This is a genomic window from Streptomyces sp. NPDC001663, assembly GCF_042893105.1.
Lineage (GTDB): Bacteria > Actinomycetota > Actinomycetes > Streptomycetales > Streptomycetaceae > Streptomyces.
In genome coordinates this window covers 28,961-44,681 of the sequence record NZ_JBIAUR010000025.1, presented here as the reverse complement: position 1 = coordinate 44,681, position 15,721 = coordinate 28,961, and the positions used below count along the sequence as shown (strand labels likewise).

Sequence of the window (15,721 nt, the reverse complement as noted above, 5' to 3'; positions counted from 1 at the left end):
TCGCCGGCATCGAGGTCATGCGCCGCAGGCGCGGCTCACCCGGTGACGTAGGACCAGAATCCGCGCGATTACCTCGGCCGTCGCCGTCATGAGCATTCACCAGTCCTCCTATCGCGGGATACCAATCCCGAGCGCCGGCACCACCGGACGACACAGACGGGAGCCGCCACAATCGAACCAATCTGTACTCATGATCACCAGATGCCCGGACCGAGCGTCACCCTCGACACCGAGTTCCTGACTGCCACCAGCGCCGGCGATCCGCTCGATCAGTGCGGACGCCAGCGGCACGGAGCCGATCGAGACGACGGCGCGGGGCCTCACGGCGGATCCGGAGCAGGGCTATGAGGGCCTGGAGCAGTCCGCCCAGCCCCATGGTGACGGCGCCGATCGCCAGCGGTCCGACGGCCGGGGCGAACGTGGCGGCGGTGCCCGTGGTACCCCACAGCAGGGAGGCAAGCAGGACACGCACCGAGCCGGCTCCCACGGAGGCGGCCTGCGCGTGCACGTGCAACCGGCCGAGGACAAGCGGGGTGTGGAGCGGCCCCAGGGCCACAGCGGCATTCGACCGTCTTGTAGTGCCACCTTCGTGAGACTGCACGGCAGCGCCACCTGAACGCCGTCAGCCTCCTGGTGCTGTCCGGCCCCGACGCCGATCGCCACCTCGGCGACTTCATCGACAGCCAGTACGCCGACAAGACCGGCGCCCTGGTCTTCGCCTGCCTGCTACACCTGGCCGGCGACTGCAGCGGCGCCCGCTCCTGGTGGCGCTTCGCCGCCTGCGTCGGCCACCTGGTCGCCGAGTACTGCCTCTTCCTCGAGCACGTCCACAGCGGCGAGTACTACGACGCCGACTACTGGCGCGGCCAGCTGCTGCGCCACCACTTCGAACCCACCTACATGTGCGGCGACCGCGCCGACGCCCCCCCCAGCTCATCGGCCAGGTCCACCCGCACATCACCCGCTCCCACCACCCCGAGATCGGCACCGTCCCCCTCCCCGCCCGCCGCTGGTCCAGGACCTGCGCCACCTCACCACCCTGCTGTAGCACCACATCGCCCGGGTGACTGCCGGGTGACGTGGTCGGCGCACGTGTCCCGGTTCACACGGCGGGTGGCGGCAACAGCGGAACAACCAGAGGTGGTTGATGGTTCATCAGTATGTGACCGCGGAGGGGACTGTGTCCCCGGGCCTCACCTATAGCCCATGGGGACGATCGTCCGGCTGAAGCCCCATGGAGCCTTGCGCCGAGAGGCGACCGCCCTCCGCACGTCACCGCCTTACGGCCCCGGCTGGCCTCCCCCGTCCAGCCGGGGCTTTTGCGCCCTGACGACCGGCGCGGGCCCACAGGGGGGCGCCCCGGCCGCTCGGCGCACCGGCCTACGCCTCTCGGCGCCGGCTCGATGCTGGCGGCAGCGCGGCTGGACCATTCCGGCGCGCGATGCCGGCGGGGCATCGCCGATACTGGGGGCGTGGAGTACGTGTCCAGAATGCCACGACCGCCGCTGGACGGGCTGATCGACGACCTCTACTACCTGGAGGGTGCGCCGCCGTACGCCCGGCTGACGCTGCCGCCGAGCCCGGCGGCGCTGCTCATCGTCAACCTCGGGGCGCCGTTCCGCATCCGCGCCGGCACCGATATCGAGACGGCCGAGTACGCCGACGGCTGCGTGGTCACCACGCCCACCCGCGCCTTCGAGTTCGGCTATCCGCCGGGGACCCGGTCAGTCGGCGTGCACGTCAAGCCGTGGGGTCTGGCACCGTTCCTGCCGATGCCCGCGGCCGAGCTGTGTGACCGGCCGGTGACGATAGAGCAGGTTTGGGGCCGGCGCGCCATTCTGAGCTTCGGGACCGGCTGGCCACGGCGGACGGACCGCGCCAGATGCTGACGCTGCTCGAGGAGGAGCTACTGCGACGGCTGCGCGACACCGCCGGCCTGGGGCTGGTCCGCCACACGAGCGGCGTCATCGCGGCGACCAGCGGGGCGGTGGCGATCGACGAACTGAGGGTGGCAGCCGGTGTCAGCAGCACTCATCTGACACAGCGGTTCAAAGAGCTCATCGGCGTCACGCCGAAGCGGCTGGCCCGCAATTACCGCTTCGCCACCACCGTGCTCTCGATCAACCCCGCCGAACCGATCGACTGGGCCGACCTCGCCAGTAGCGCGGGCTACTTCGACCAGGCCCACTTCGGCCACGAGTTCCGGGAGTTCACCGGGCTCACGCCGACCCGGTACGTCGAGGTCCGGCGGCAGTTCCTGCGCGAACATCCCGGCCACGTGCTGGACAACTGGCCGCTGCCGGCCGATTGATTTCTTACAACAGCGACAGCTCACGACACGCTAATTTGGGGGCACCCCAAGGCAAGGGAGAGGCCCGTGGGCAAGGTGGTCATGTACAGCTCGGTGTCGGTGGACGGCTTCGTCGCGGACGAGAACGACCAGCCCGGACCGCTGTTCGACTGGTTGTCCACCGGTGATGTCCCGTTGGACGAGAGCGGCGTGCTGAAGGTGTCGCAGACGTCCTATGACTACATCCGGCCGTACTGGGACCAGATCGGGGTGACCATCTGCGGCCGCCACGTCTTCGACCTGACGGACGGCTGGGGCGGGACGCCTCCGAGCGGGATCGACCACGTGGTCGTCGTGACGCACCGGCCGCAGCCCGAGGGCTGGGACCCCAAGGCGCCGTTTCACTTCGTCGACGGCGTCGAGGCAGCCGTGGCCAAGGCGCAGGAGCTTGCGGGCGACCGCATCGTCGAGGTCGCCGCCGGCGACGTCGGCGGCCAGGCGCTTGCCGCGGGCCTGGTCGACGAGGTGCGCATGGACGTCGTACCCGTCGTACTCGGCTCCGGCAAGCGCTACTTCGGGTCGGTCCACGCGCAGCACCTGTTGGAGGATCCTGACGTGGTGATTCAGAGCAACCGGGTGCTTCACCTGCGCTATCGGGTGCGCCGTTGACCGATCTGAGCGGGGTACGCGAAGCACTGCGAACGGTGACACAAGATCGGGCCTCCGGCTGCGTTTGCGCATCGCTGTCCCTGGCCGCTCAGCCGCCCGCCGTCCGGGACCGGGCCGAGCGGGGCAACCGGCGCCTGCATCAGCGGTGGAAGCGATTCGACGCCCGTGACAAGCGGCCCACTATCGCTGCCGTGGCCGTCGCCCGCGAACTGGCCGGATGGTGCTGGAGCCTTGCCTTCATGGACGAGCCGTCCTGACCGCACGGCCCGACAAACAGCCGGTGGGAGACCGGCGTTGGACAGACAGCGCGAGGAGGACCCGCGGCACAGCAATGAGCAGTCTCGTCCACAGCCGACGTGGCCACGCTCGACCCTAGACCCGCGGAGCACTCCCGACGCACACCCGGTCATGCGGTACCCAACCCGCACATATCAGCCTGACCGCGCGTCGACCGACACGCCTCCCCGCCCTCCACCGCGCAGAAGACGTCCTCACCCCACGCATCCTGGCCACCCCACCCGAGCGGATCGTGCTGGTCGTCGGCACGCAGATCAACGGCGCTCCGCACATCGGCACCTCACTCGTGCAGTCCCTGGCCTTCGCCACGGCCGCCCGTCTACGCGACCGCTTCGGCCTGCCCACCGAGGTCCTTTTCAGCGCCCTCGACAACGCCCCCTACGAGCTGACCACTGACCCGGCAAGCGGTCACCGCTACCAGCGCGCCTACGCCCAGGCCCTCGGCGACCAGTCCCTGACCGATCTCGTCGGCGCCCTGTACCAACCCTTGTTCACGGCGCTGTCCCGGCGCCTGGGCATCCCGTACCGCGTCGAGACCTACACCCAGCAGCAGCCGGCGAACACTTCCGCCACACCTGGCTGCGGCTCCTGCCGCGCATGGACGCCGCCCGCTGGTGGCTCGCTCCCTCCACCGGCTCCCCGCACCTCCGTATCCCCTGCCCACGGGCGGGCTGCGGCTGGGCCGAGAAACACGCCGAACGCACCCGCGTCTACCTCACCGACCGGGAAATCGCCAAGGTCGCCGCCGTCTGCCTCCACCACGGCCCCTACCGCTCCACCGTCACGCCCACCGCCGGCGCCTACCTCGACCTGGCCACCCTCTACCGCAACCTCGTCAAGGAACTCGCCCTCACCGGCACGCCGACCGGCGGCACCCTGCACATCATGGTCAAGGGCGGCGACTGGGTCTTCGGCTCCCTCCTCGTCGACGAGGCCCTCGAAGCGGTTGGCCTCACCCGGACCCAGCTCCCCGCCCGCCTGTTCTGCCCGCAGGTGGTCACCGACACCGGTGCGAAGCTGTCCAAGTCCCTTATCCGCGAAGGCCACGCCCCCTTGCCCAAGGGGGCCGCCGGCTGGATGCTCGACGTCCGGCAGTGGCCCGGCAGCGTCACCGACTACGCCGACCAACTGCTGGCCATAGCCAAGACCTTGCTGTCCGATCCCCGGCACTTCTTCCGCTCGTACTCCGCGGCCGAGATCGGTCGCCTGATCACCGCACCGGCCCCCAGGAGCATCCCCGCCGCATGAACGACAACACCGCCCGCGTCCGCGAACTCAACCTGTATCGCCAGTACTTCGACCTCGTCGCCGCGGGCACCAAAACCATTGAGGTGCGGGTGAAATACCCGCACCTCGCCGACCTCACCGCCGGAGACATCATCCGCTTCCGGATCAAGGGAACCGACGAGACCTGCGAGGTCAAGGTCAAACGGGTCACCGAACATCCCGACTTCGAAGCCCTGCTCGACGACGAAGGGCCGGAGGCCATCAACCCGACCGCCACCCGCGACGAGCAACTGGCCAAAATCCGAGCGATCTACCCGCCGGAGAAGGAAGCCCTCGGCACCCTGGCCATCCAAATCGAGCTCCACAACTGAACCCACACCCGAGGATCGAGCTCAGCGGTAGTCGGGGTTGGGTGCGTCGAAGCGACAGCCCGCCTCCCACTCGGAGCGCTGGTTGCCGTGGGCGGGGATGCCCTTGGCGTGCTTGAGCATGGCCGCCAGGTGCATCAGGTTCCAGGTCATGAAGGTGGTGTTGCGGTTGGTGAAGTCGTTCTCCGGTCCGCCCGAGCCCGGGTCCAGATACGACGGCCCGGGGCCCGCCGGGCCGATCCAGCCGGCGTCTGCCTGGGGCGGGATCGTGTAGCCGAGGTGCTGGAGGCTGTAGAGGATGTTCATCGCGCAATGCTTCACACCGTCCTCGTTGCCAGTGATCAGACAGCCCCCGACACGGCCGTAATAGGCGTACTGTCCCTCGGAGTTGAGCAGGCCCGAGCAGCTGTAGAGCCGTTCGATGACCTTCTTCGTCACCGAGCTGTTGTCACCCAGCCAGATGGGCCCGGCGAGCACGAGGATGTCGGCGGCCATCACCTGCTCGTACAGCCCGGGCCACTCGTCCGCAGCGAACCCGTGCTCGGTCATGTCCGGATAGATCCCGGGGGCGATGTCGTGGTCGACGGCCCGGACCTCGAACGTGGTGACCCCGCGCGACATCATGATCGCCGCGCTCTTGTCGATCAGCCCCTGAGTGTGGCTGACCTGGGGCGACGGTTTCAGCGTGCAGTTGACGAACAGGGCGGTGAGGTCGTCGAAGCGGTAGCTGTCGTCGGTGACATTCACGGCGGCTCCTTGGCGCGACAGGGCGGTTCGTCCGGGCGCGGACGGGCTCAGCCGCAGCTTCTCGCGTGGATCTCTCCGTGTCGCGCGTTGCTCCTCGTACGTCACCATTCCGACCCATGTCATGTGCTCTCCGGTATCGAGAGCCGACTCACCTTTTCCCCTCACGTCCCACGCCCACCCTGGTCATAGTCAGCCGCGAGCAGCTCGGGAAGTGCCTTGTCCAATGTCCCGGCGATGACAGCACCCGTGCCGCGTCGCTCATGAGGTTGATCGTGACCTGGCTATCGCTCATGCACCCCCCTACAGCTCGGCCGTCACCCTCGACCGTACGAACCTTTATGCCTCTTGGGTTGCAGCGCATGGATCGGGCGGTGGCCGCCCGCACGTCCGCTGAACAGCGCGACCAGAGATCAAGTTCGGGCCTTACCGAGGCTGTGTGCCTTCCGCCGGCCTGCTGTCGGTCAGGCCGCACATCGACGGATCAGAGGCTGAGGTGGCCGACGCCCTCCCGGATGGCGATCTCCGTGCCGAACGGTTTGGAGAGTCGTTGCAGGCGTCGCAGGATGCGCTCTGCGGTCGGTGGGTCGGCGAGCCGCGGGATGCCGCGGTCGGCATCGCGCGGGCCGTCCCAGTGCAGTTCGATCGGATGCAGTTCCACGGCCCGGAGGGTGCCGTCGTGGTCGAAGCAGCTGACCGCCACTACGGACTCGTACCAGATCTGCTCGCCGAAGACACCGTGAACCCGTTTGCGTTCCAGGAACTCGGCCTCGGTCTCGTGCCCTCGACTGCCGTCCTTGTCGTAGGCGCCCTGGGTCAGCGGCTGCTGAGTGTTCTCCATGAAGACGAAGTTGCCGAGGGAGTAGAAGATCGGGCGGCATCGGTACACCTCGATGCCGCGGAGCTGGTGGGGGCCGTGGCCGAGGAACGCGTCGGCGCCGTTGTCGATCGCCTCGCGGGCGATGAGCGGAAGGAAGTCGGGGGGTTCCTGGCTGTAGTTGCCCGGCTCGTGCGTGTGCATCGTGGCGATCGTGAAGTCGGAGGTCTGTTTGGCCTGTCGGACGGTGTGCAGCACCTGGCGGCGGTCCGACTCGTGCACGGAGAAGCGGAACTCCACGGCGTCGGCGTGGGGCTCGGGACCGGGTTTGGCCGCGTAGCGGGTGCCGAAGAGGGTGACGGTGTCGTCCCTGCGGTCGGCCTCGAGGACGGAGGCGCGGACCGAGCCGGGCGGCAACGCGTCGCGGATCAGGGCGAGTTCGCGCAGGCGCTGGGCCGGGACGAGCACATGCCGGGTGGTGCGCAGGGCGCTGACGCCGGGGCGGCCGGGGACGCGGCCGAGGGGGTCGGCGGCCCGGGACATGGGCTCGAAGCGGGAGGCTACGGAGACCAGGGAGACACGGCCGGCGCGGGTGGTGAGGAAGCGTGGTGAACGCGCGTCGGCGAGGGTGTCGCCGGTGCCGGCGTGGACGATGCCCGCCTCGGTGAGCAGCCGGTCGGTGGAGCGCATGCCGGCCACGCCCCAGTCGGTGGTGTGGTTGTTGGCCCTGGCCATCAGGTCGAACCCGATCCGGCGGAGATCCGCGGGCACCCGCGCGCTGCTGATCAGCCAGGATCCGCCGGACTCGGCTTCGGGCCAGCCGTCGAACTCCGTCAGGTCGACGGCCGTGCTCTCGAAGTTGCCGAAGGTCACGTCCGCCGACCGCAGAAGTTCCAGCAGGCGGGGCGAGCGGGCTTCCAGGAGCGCGGCGAGCGCGTCGTCCACGACCAGGTCACCGACGGCGGCCAGGGTGAAGCCGTCACGCACATTGGCCTGGCGCCAGGAGGGTGACAGCTTTCCGTCGGTCATGCGTGGCGTCCTTCGGGCTTCGGGCAGAGCACGGACAGCGTCAGCCAGGAACGGCCGCCCGTGTGGACACGGTTGGTGGCGACGACCTTGCGCCGCTCGCCGACCTCCGTACCGCCGGTGTTGGAATTGACGTCGAAACGCGGGAAGTTGCTGGAGCTGACGTCGAGCCGCAGCCGGTGGCCGGCCAGGAACAGGTTCGCCGTGTCCGGCGCCTCCACCGTGATCTCGTACGTCTCCCCAGGCGTCATCAGTTCCGGATGGCTGAAGGAGTTGCGGTAGCGGCAGCGCAGGATGCCGTCGGTGAGGTTCATCGCGAAACCCTGCGGATAGTCCTCGCTCGGCGGATGGACGTCGATGAGCTTGACCGTGAAGTCGGTGTCGCGGGCGGTGGACGACACCGTGAGGTGCACGCTGACCGGTCCGGCGACCGCCAGGTCCTCGGTCAGTGGCGGGGTCTGGAACACCAGCACGTCGGGTCTGCTGTCGAGGGGCAGGTGCGGCTCGGTCACGCCGAAGAACCGGTCGTCGGGGTGCTGGTGGAAGGCGCCGCCGCTCATCACCGGTTCGCCGGAGGTGACCTGGCCGCCGAGGGTCGGCACCGGGTCGCGGGGATCGAAGTCGTATTCCAGGAAGGAGCCTTGGGCGTCGCACGTGTCGGAGGCCGTCGCGAGCGTTCCCGCGGCGCCGAGGACGAGGGTGAGGTTCGCGCTCTCCTCGGGCGGCCAGGAGGTCGCCGTGCACCAGCGGCCGCCGTGATCGAGCCGCCCCTCGGCGGTGCGCCGGCCGGAGCCACCGCCCATGAGGAAGTAGCGCACCACGGGCGGCGGTTCCGCCATACCCGCCGGCCCGAGGTGTGCGTCGAACCAGCTCAGCCGCATCGCCGCGTAGTGCTCGGCGAGGCTGCCGTCCAGGCGGGCCTGCGGGCCGAAGTCGACGTCGCCGGCGAAGCTTCGGCTGCGCCCGCCGTGGGTCCACGGGCCGAGCACCAGATAGGCCGGGCTGTGCTTCTTCCGGCCGAGTTCGTGGAAGTTCTCGGTGGCGGTGCGGACGTAGGGGTCGTACCAGCTGGACATGTGCAGGCTCGGCACGTCCGGGAAGTCGTCGTAGAAGCCGCGGGCGTAGATGCCCGGCTGCTGCCAGTACGGGCCGAACGCGCCGTTCTCCCACTGTTCGAGGAGGTAGTCCTCGTACTCCGGGACGAAGCGGAGCGGGCTCGCCCCGCGCCGCCACGGCATGCGGGCGAACCAGGCGCTCAGGTCCTCCGACTCCAGCGAGGCGCGCAGGACCGGATCGGTGCGCACCGTCTCGCTCACCTTGGCCCGGTGGAACGCCCAGGTGGCCTGCTTGAGTTCGAAGGCCCCGCCCATCCGGGTGCCTGCCTCATAGGCGCTGGCGAAGCCGCCGGAGTCGAGGAACATCGCGGCCAGGTGCGGTGCGCCCAGCGAGGCGAGAGCGGCCTGGGCGTGCGCGGAGTAGGAGACGCCCATGGTCGCGACCCGGCCGTCGCACCAGGGCTGTTGGGCGATCCACTCGACGGTGTCGTAGCCGTCGGTGGCCTCGTTCAGGTACTTGACGAAGGTGCCCTCGGAGTCGCCCCTGCCCCGGCAGTCCTGGCGTACGATCCGGTACCCGCCCCGGGTGAACACCTCGGCCGCGGTCTCGGGCGCCGGGGGGTTCTCGCCGCCGAGGGCGCCGTCGGAGGTGCGTGCGGCACGGCGGCCGTACGGCGTGCGCTCCAGGATGACCGGCCCTGGTCCCGGGTCGGGCCGGTCGGCGTAGACGTCCGCGACGAGCACGACGCCGTCCCGCACCGTCGTCCGCAACACCCGCCGCCAGCACGCCCGCCCACCGGGCAGCGGTACCCGCTGCCACTCGTCGTCGCTTGTGGGCATCACTTGGCTCCGGGGAACTGGGACTTCAACGCGGGCCATGCGGCGAGGAGTTCGGGCTGCGGCTGGGTGTTGAAGTACTTGCGGTACAGCTTGGCGTAGGTGCCGTCCGCGACCATGGCGCCGATCTCCTTGTCGAGGGCCTTGAGGAAAGCGGTGTGCTTCTTGGGCACCGCCATCGAGGTCGGGTGGTCCACCGGCGCGGACACCGCCTGGCGTAGGCCCTTGTACTGCTTCATGAACTCCGTGGCATCCGGACCTCCGACCAGGAAGGCGTCGATACTGCCGTTGAGCAGCTGGCTCACGGCCGCGTTCTGGGCCTGGAAGCGGACCGGCTGCGCCTTGGGTATCCGGGTGGGCAGTTGAGCCTCCTGCGAGGATCCGGTCACCACGCCGACGCGCTTGCCGTTGAAGCCATCGAAGGTGGAGATCTTGCTCTTCGAGGTCGTCAGGACGGTCACGGTGCTCCAGAACAGCGGCTTGGTGAAGTCGACGCTCTTCTGCCGCTCGGCGGTGACCCCGAGCCCGGAGGAGGCCAGGTCGTACTGACCGGCGGTCAGGCCGGCCAGCGATCCGGTGACGGACGTCGACTTGTAGTCGACCTTGAGTCCGAGACGCTTCGCGGCCTCGTCGGTGACGTCGACGATGAAACCGGCGGGCTTGCCCGAGTCCTCGGCGTAGGCGAAGGGTGGCTGGCCGGTCTGGGTGGCGGATCTGATGGTGCCGGCCTCGATCAGACCGTATGGGTTCGCTGCCTTGCCGGTGTCCGCGCTGCCGCTGCCCCCGCAGCCGGCGAGCGGGAGGACGAGACCGGAGAGGGCGGCGAGGGCGAGCAGTCTGCGACGGCCGAGAACATTACGGGACGATACGGACATGGAAGGGTCTCCTTGGCGAGGGGTGGATGGTACGGGGGTGGGCGGTACGGGGATGGGCGGTACGGGGGCGGGGCTCGGAGAAGCGGCGCTTCAGAGGACGCGGGCGAGGAACTCGCCCAGGCGGGCCGTCTCAGGGTCTTCCAGGGTCTGACGGGCGGGGCCCGACTCGGCGATGCGACCCTCGTCCATGAAGATCACCCGGTCCGCGACCTCACGGGCGAAGCCGATCTCGTGGGTGACGGCGATCATCGTCATGCCGGACGTGGCGAGCAGCCGCATGACGTCGAGCACGTCCTTGACGAGCTCGGGGTCCAGCGCGGAGGTGGCCTCGTCGAACAGCATGACCTCGGGCTCCATCGCCAGTGCGCGTGCGATCGCCACCCGCTGCTGCTGACCGCCCGAGAGCTGACTCGGCCGGGAGTGGGCCAGGCCCGCGAGGCCGAGCCGATCCAGCTGGGTCATGGCGGCGGTGTCGGCCGCCTCCCTGCCCATCCTGCGGACCTTGCGGAGGGCCACGGTCACGTTGTGCAGGACACTCAGGTGCGGGAACAGGTTGAAGTGCTGGAAGACCATGCCCACCCGGGTGCGGATCGCGTCGACGTCCACACCGGGACCGGTGATCAGGTCGCCGCCCAGGCGGATCTCGCCCGCCGTCGGCGGCTCCAGCAGGTTCATACACTTCAGGAGGGTGGACTTGCCCGAACCGGACCGGCCGATGACACACACGGTCTCGCCCGCGGCGACATCGAGATCCACACCACGCAGGACCTCCACCTCGCCATAGCGCTTGTGCAGGTCGCGCACGGCGACCGCCGCCGCGGTGGCCGTCCCCGCCTGGTCGGTAAGGGAGTTCTTCTCGGACAGCGTCTTGGCCATGGTTCAGACCTCCATCACGGACGGGGCGGGCGTGCCCACAGCCGGAGTTGCCGCGGGTTTGTTCGTCTTCCGCCCGCCGGTGCGCAGGCGCAGGTCCAGCCGGTTGACCAGGAAGGTGAGCGGGATCGTGAGCATCAGATAGCAGGCACCGGCGGCCACGAGCGCGGAGGAGTTGTACGTCGCCGCCTGCCGCTCCTGCGCGATGAAGTAGAGCTCGCGCTGCCCGAGGCCGAGCCCGAGCAGATACACCAGCGCGCTCTCCTTGATGTCGATGATGAACTGGCCGGCCAGCGCGGGCAGCACGTTCCGTACGCCCTGCGGAACGACGATCACCCGCATCGCGGTGAGATAGGACATGCCCAGGCTGCGGGCCGCGCTGAGCTGCCCGGCCGGAACGGCCTGGATGCCGGACCGGAAGATCTCCGCCAGGTAGGCCGCCGATATGAGGCCGATGGCGAGGACCGCGTACCCGAGCGGATCCCGGCCGAACGGCCGGATCCCGGCCGACGGCAGGCCCAGGCCGACCAGGCTGACGGTCACGATCGCCGGAAGACCGCGGAACACGTCGACGTAGATCCGTGCAGGCAGCCGCACCCACCGGCGGTGCGACAACAGCAGCATCGCGAGCAGCACGCCGAGCACGACACCGAAGACGATCGCCAGCCCGGCGATCAGCAGGGTGTTGCGCAGGCCCTCGGTCAGCAGGACGGGGAACGCCTTGAGTAGTTCGTCGGGGTTGAAGAACGTCTGCAGAAAAAGGTGCATCGGCCGGAGCCTCTCGCTGCTCGGACTGCTCGGAGCGGAATCGACGACTGCTCTGAGCGGCGGGAATTGGACGCAGCCTAGGTCGGCCAACCGACAGCGGCGGCAATGCTTACCGCACACGCGACAATCATCCGCTGTACGCTGCGCCGCATGGCCGTGGTCATCACCTTGCAGGGCGCGGTTCCGGCGGACGTGGCCGTCGGCCTCTCACCGCTGGCCGAGCTGATGGCATGCCTCCACTCGATCGCCGAGCCCGAGCACCACCTCGACGTACGCCCGTGGCTGGAACGCGTACGCACCGATCTGTCTCCGGAGTCCCAGAGCCTGATCGCGGTCTACGCGCCCCTGTGGACCCGGCGCCGCTGCCGTCTGCTGATGCCCCTGGAACCACCCTTGGGACGGACGTTGGAGCAGGAACTCGACCGTCTGGAGGCGCTCCCGCTGGACGACTTCGTGCTGGGCGTCGCCCCGAGTGTGCACGGCGGCGTCTTCGACACCCGCGACCTGCTCACCGACGAAGCGGTCCGCGACGCCTACACGGTCTCCAGCGAACGGCGCTCGTTCAGCCGCGGTGAGTTGGCCCGTAGCCTGCTCCAGGCCCCGGAGCGGATGCGAACAGGGCTGCTGGAGCTGCTGCGGCGCTGCGCCGCCGAGTTCTTCGACGCCGAATGGGCGCGGGTACAGCACCGGCTGGAGAGTGAATGCACCCGCCTGCGGGCCCGGGTCCAGGCACTGCCGCTCCCCGAGGCACTGGCCTCACTCAGCCCGAACGCCGTCGTCCGCAACAACCCGCCGGCTGTCGTCTACGACAAGCTGCAGTCGCTACGGGCCGACCTGCGCGGCCGTCGCTGCCTGCTCGTACCGTCCGCGCACTCCCGACCGCATCTGATCGTCAAGGACGATCCGCCGTACCCGCTCGTCGTGCACTTCCCCGTCGAGAACACGGCTCAAGTGGAACGGGCCACGCTGGCACAGGTACGGCTCAGACTGGCGATCCTCTCCGACCCCGCCCGACTGTCGCTGTGCCGGCACCTGGTGAACGAACCGATCACCACGTCCGACCTGGCCGTACGGACCGGGATGACCCTGCCCCAGGTCTCCCGGCACCTCGGACGGCTGCGCGAGGTGGGCCTGCTGACCTCCCGGAGGGACGGCCGACAGATCTACCACCGGTTGGACACCGACCGCCTCATGCATCTGGGCGTGGACGTGCTGACCTCGATCATCCGCTGAAGGCCGGTGCCGACGAACGGCCGCACGGTTTCGTCTTCGCACACCGGCCGGTTGGGGCATGCGAGACGGCGACGAATCGTCGATGCCGGGCCAGACCAACCCGGCATCGTCGGCCGCTCCTACTCCTGTATCGCATTTCCCCAGGTCAGCGAAGTGGTGGAATTGAGGAACTGACGTCCATTCATTGCTGCACCCCGAAAATACTTGCCGTGCACTGCACCAACGAGCACGGGCGAGGCCGTGGTCCTGCGCCGCCTGCTCGGCTTACTGTCCCAGTAAGGAGAGTCAAGAAAGCTCCGGCCCCTCGCTTGCGCCGAATTCGACAATGACGCTTCCAGACTGTTTGATCCCGGTGAGCACTACGTTTCTGTTCGGGCGGATCCGGAGCTGGTGCAGGGGGTCCGGGACGAGGCGCAGGACGGGATCGGAGTCCGCCGCGAGTCCGGACACCACGACGAGGAAGAACTCGGCTCCCGAGGTGGCCCGTTCGCATTCCTTCGCGGTGAGGGTCACCGTGTCCTGTTCGGGTCCGTAGGTCGTCTTCAGTTCGTAGAACCGATCGAGCCCGTCCACGGCGTTGGCGCCCACGCCGTGCCGGTGCCGCAGATCGCGCAACCATTCCGGCTCCTGCTCCGTGCCCAGAACCTTGCGCAGGAGGTCCAGAGCCACCATCTCCTGGCGGTCGATGTTGGGCGCAGGGGGCACCGGACGCGGGGCGGACAGGGCCGGTGCGTGTGCGGGCGGGGTGAGGTGGGCTCTGGCGGGTGGCCCTCCGCCGACCCCTGACACACCGCCAGCGGACGACGACGCCTGGGTGGTCCGGCGGACGCCGGTGATGCGGAGAGGTGCCGGATCGGCGAACTCTCGCGGTGTCGGGAGCGGTACGACCAGGGCCGGGCGGACAGTCACCGGCGGCAGGGGTGCCGGCGCGGACGGCCGGGCGCCTTCCTTGTTCTGGGCCGTCTTGACTTCGGTCTCCACTGCGGGAGCGATGCGAGTGGTTGCGCGAGTCGCTGGGCACGCTCGGCATCCGTCGCAGCTTGGCTCTGTGCGACCCGCTCCTCGGCCAGCTCGAGCCGCACCGCCTCTCGTCCGCGTTCCGCCTCGTCGTAGGCGGCCGCCCAGGAGTTGGCGACCTGGCGCCGGTCTTCGGTGAAGCGAGTCACGATGGCCCGGCCCGCCTCCGACGGCCGCCTCAACAGCTCGCGGTCCACCGTCCACAGCGTGCGGGCGTCCCAGTCGAGAGCAGTACGCACCGGCCCCTGAGCCGATTCCCCGCCGGGGAGGGTGACCATGCACTCCAGAGACGAAGTGATCCGCACCTCGAGCTCGGCCAGGTTCTCCCAGGGGCAATCGAGCGATCCCGCAACGGCGAGGGCGTTGCGCTGGAGGTCCTCGAGGAGCAGATCCAGCGCATCACGCACCAGGTCGGTCGCTTCCTTGTCGACGGGCGCGTCCTCCGCGGGACGGAAGGTGATGTCCGCCGCTCCCAACTCGGTCACCCGCAAGGGTCCGAGGAGCGCCCTGAACTGTTCGAGTTCCGCGCCCGGCAGCCACATAGGGATCTGGGAGCCCAATGCCTCGGCCAACGTCGCGTCAGCCGCGTATACCGGACGCTTGCTGGTCCACCCCTGGCTCGTGCGCAACGGCAGTCTCCCCACGAGGGAGGCTGTCACCCTCTCTGGCCGTTCGCCCGCTGTTCCGGCGAGCATCTGCAGGGGCTCACGCATCACGGTCTCGGCCTCGGCGTCGACCGGCGCCAGCACGTCCCGCCTCTCCCTCCCCTCACGCGTCACATCCCTGACAACTCGTACCGCGTCTTCCGCACCTGCCTCCGGAACTCCGAGGGTCTCCCAGAGGACGTCGCTGCCCTTGAAGGACGGGGCGAAGGCGGCCCACTGGCCGAAAACCGGGAGGCCACGGAAGCAGGCGCCCGGCCGGCGCCAGCCCAGAGTGGTGAGAACCAGTCCGCGGTCCTGCCCGAAAGCACGCACAACATCGGCGGTCACCCGTGCTGCGTCCTTGCCCCGGTGGGTGGCCAATTGCTCGGCGAGCGCCCGGTACAAGAGCTGCGCCGCCGGATGGACCGCGGCACCGGCCTCCCGGTCACGCAGTCGGCACAGTGCTTCCAAGAGGTCGGCCATGCCCGGCTCGCCGGTAACGCCCAGAGCGACCAGTACCTCTCCTTGCCTGCCCACCGCCCGCTGGAGGTCGGGGTGCAGGAATCCGGCACTGTCCGCGCCGTAGACGGCGACAGTACTGGTCGTACGCTCGCGCAGGCCGCAGGGAGCAGCCGGCTCGCCGTCCTGGTTGTCCAGCCAAGCCGTGGTCTTCAGCTGCCACAGCCAGAAGCCGTCCGTCTCCCCACAGGAGTTCCACGTCTGGTAGTCCGAGACGGCGCGAACCCTATGGTGCTCGGACAAGGCACCCCAGGAGCGTCCCAGCACCCGCAACAGCGCGGCAGCCCGCCGACGTCGTACCGTCCCGTCCTTCTCCGCGGCGATGTCACAGACGACGGCCATCAGGTCAGGGCTGTCGTGATCCTCCAAGGTGTAGGTGGCCGACCGGTTCTGGAGGTCCTTCCGGCGCTCCACCGGGCCGCCCTGGATCCGGGCCGGCAGACCCTCGTTCGGGTAGGAAGC

At 69.3% G+C, this 15,721-nt stretch carries 14 protein-coding genes and 1 pseudogene; 7 read left to right on the top strand and 8 right to left on the bottom strand.

Annotated features, from left to right (window positions below):
• The first annotated feature begins 1,490 nt into the window (after positions 1–1,490).
• The 6 genes and pseudogenes from ACFY1L_RS49870 (at position 1,491) to ACFY1L_RS49845 (ending at position 4,854) form a co-directional block, all read left to right on the top strand.
• Positions 1,491–1,889, top strand: a complete 399-nt coding sequence (locus ACFY1L_RS49870) for a DUF6597 domain-containing transcriptional factor (protein ID WP_388841547.1) — start codon at positions 1,491–1,493, stop codon at positions 1,887–1,889.
• Positions 1,883–2,311 (top strand): helix-turn-helix domain-containing protein, encoded by a 429-nt coding sequence (locus ACFY1L_RS49865; protein ID WP_388841544.1) that lies wholly within the window; start codon positions 1,883–1,885, stop codon positions 2,309–2,311. The genes ACFY1L_RS49870 and ACFY1L_RS49865 overlap by 7 nt, the downstream gene beginning before the upstream one ends.
• A gap of 66 nt (positions 2,312–2,377) precedes the next feature.
• Positions 2,378–2,959 (top strand): dihydrofolate reductase family protein, encoded by a 582-nt coding sequence (locus ACFY1L_RS49860; RefSeq protein ID WP_388841541.1) that lies wholly within the window; start codon positions 2,378–2,380, stop codon positions 2,957–2,959.
• Positions 2,956–3,216, top strand: a complete 261-nt coding sequence (locus ACFY1L_RS49855) for a hypothetical protein (RefSeq protein WP_388841538.1) — start codon at positions 2,956–2,958, stop codon at positions 3,214–3,216. The genes ACFY1L_RS49860 and ACFY1L_RS49855 overlap by 4 nt, the downstream gene beginning before the upstream one ends.
• Before the next feature lie 173 nt (positions 3,217–3,389).
• Positions 3,390–4,504, top strand: a pseudogene (locus ACFY1L_RS49850) (hypothetical protein).
• On the top strand, positions 4,501–4,854 hold the full coding sequence (locus ACFY1L_RS49845) for an ASCH domain-containing protein (RefSeq protein WP_388841535.1): 354 nt from the start codon (positions 4,501–4,503) through the stop codon (positions 4,852–4,854). Before ACFY1L_RS49850 ends, ACFY1L_RS49845 begins: the two are co-directional and overlap by 4 nt.
• Before the next feature lie 21 nt (positions 4,855–4,875).
• Here ACFY1L_RS49845 and ACFY1L_RS49840 read toward each other — a convergent pair whose 3' ends face one another.
• The 6 genes from ACFY1L_RS49840 to ACFY1L_RS49815 all read right to left on the bottom strand — a co-directional run bounded on the left by ACFY1L_RS49840 (position 4,876) and on the right by ACFY1L_RS49815 (position 11,846).
• Entirely contained in the window at positions 4,876–5,598 is a 723-nt protein-coding gene (locus ACFY1L_RS49840) for a flavodoxin family protein (RefSeq protein WP_388841532.1), read from the bottom strand.
• 481 nt (positions 5,599–6,079) lie between these two features.
• Entirely contained in the window at positions 6,080–7,441 is a 1,362-nt protein-coding gene (locus ACFY1L_RS49835; protein ID WP_388841529.1) for a CapA family protein, read from the bottom strand.
• Positions 7,438–9,333 carry a CocE/NonD family hydrolase gene (locus tag ACFY1L_RS49830; protein WP_388841526.1) on the bottom strand — a complete coding sequence of 632 codons (1,896 nt, stop codon included), beginning with the start codon at positions 9,331–9,333 and terminating at the stop codon, positions 7,438–7,440. The genes ACFY1L_RS49835 and ACFY1L_RS49830 overlap by 4 nt, the downstream gene beginning before the upstream one ends.
• Positions 9,333–10,205: a substrate-binding periplasmic protein gene (locus ACFY1L_RS49825; RefSeq protein ID WP_388841523.1), complete on the bottom strand. Its 873-nt coding sequence runs from the start codon at positions 10,203–10,205 to the stop codon at positions 9,333–9,335. The genes ACFY1L_RS49830 and ACFY1L_RS49825 overlap by 1 nt, the downstream gene beginning before the upstream one ends.
• A 90-nt stretch (positions 10,206–10,295) precedes the next feature.
• A complete protein-coding gene (locus tag ACFY1L_RS49820) occupies positions 10,296–11,081 on the bottom strand; it encodes an amino acid ABC transporter ATP-binding protein (protein ID WP_388841520.1) in 786 nt (261 codons plus the stop codon).
• A 3-nt stretch (positions 11,082–11,084) separates the two neighbouring features.
• Positions 11,085–11,846 (bottom strand): amino acid ABC transporter permease, encoded by a 762-nt coding sequence (locus ACFY1L_RS49815; protein ID WP_388841517.1) that lies wholly within the window; start codon positions 11,844–11,846, stop codon positions 11,085–11,087.
• A gap of 150 nt (positions 11,847–11,996) precedes the next feature.
• On the opposite strand from ACFY1L_RS49815, the gene ACFY1L_RS49810 reads away from it, so the two are divergent.
• Complete coding sequence (locus tag ACFY1L_RS49810; RefSeq protein ID WP_388841515.1) at positions 11,997–13,079, top strand: DUF5937 family protein; 1,083 nt, start codon at positions 11,997–11,999, stop codon at positions 13,077–13,079.
• 285 nt (positions 13,080–13,364) lie between these two features.
• Here the strand turns inward: ACFY1L_RS49810 and ACFY1L_RS49805 are convergent, their stop codons facing one another.
• Both ACFY1L_RS49805 and ACFY1L_RS49800 read right to left on the bottom strand, forming a co-directional pair.
• Entirely contained in the window at positions 13,365–13,751 is a 387-nt protein-coding gene (locus ACFY1L_RS49805) for a hypothetical protein (protein ID WP_388841512.1), read from the bottom strand.
• A gap of 233 nt (positions 13,752–13,984) precedes the next feature.
• A complete protein-coding gene (locus ACFY1L_RS49800; RefSeq protein WP_388841509.1) occupies positions 13,985–15,673 on the bottom strand; it encodes a hypothetical protein in 1,689 nt (562 codons plus the stop codon).
• Positions 15,674–15,721: the final 48 nt, after the last annotated feature.

Excerpts from the sequence above, each read along its gene's own strand:
- ACFY1L_RS49865 (WP_388841544.1), top strand. The coding sequence starts at position 1,883 with ATGCTGACGCTGCTCGAGGAGGAGCTACTGCGACGGCTGCGCGACACC.
- ACFY1L_RS49830 (WP_388841526.1), bottom strand. The coding sequence starts at position 9,333 with ATGCCCACAAGCGACGACGAGTGGCAGCGGGTACCGCTGCCCGGTGGG.
- ACFY1L_RS49845 (WP_388841535.1), top strand. The coding sequence starts at position 4,501 with ATGAACGACAACACCGCCCGCGTCCGCGAACTCAACCTGTATCGCCAG.
- ACFY1L_RS49815 (WP_388841517.1), bottom strand. The coding sequence starts at position 11,846 with ATGCACCTTTTTCTGCAGACGTTCTTCAACCCCGACGAACTACTCAAG.
- ACFY1L_RS49820 (WP_388841520.1), bottom strand. The coding sequence starts at position 11,081 with ATGGCCAAGACGCTGTCCGAGAAGAACTCCCTTACCGACCAGGCGGGG.
- ACFY1L_RS49835 (WP_388841529.1), bottom strand. The coding sequence starts at position 7,441 with ATGACCGACGGAAAGCTGTCACCCTCCTGGCGCCAGGCCAATGTGCGT.
- ACFY1L_RS49825 (WP_388841523.1), bottom strand. The coding sequence starts at position 10,205 with ATGTCCGTATCGTCCCGTAATGTTCTCGGCCGTCGCAGACTGCTCGCC.
- ACFY1L_RS49805 (WP_388841512.1), bottom strand. The coding sequence starts at position 13,751 with ATGGTGGCTCTGGACCTCCTGCGCAAGGTTCTGGGCACGGAGCAGGAG.
- ACFY1L_RS49870 (WP_388841547.1), top strand. The coding sequence starts at position 1,491 with ATGCCACGACCGCCGCTGGACGGGCTGATCGACGACCTCTACTACCTG.
- ACFY1L_RS49810 (WP_388841515.1), top strand. The coding sequence starts at position 11,997 with ATGGCCGTGGTCATCACCTTGCAGGGCGCGGTTCCGGCGGACGTGGCC.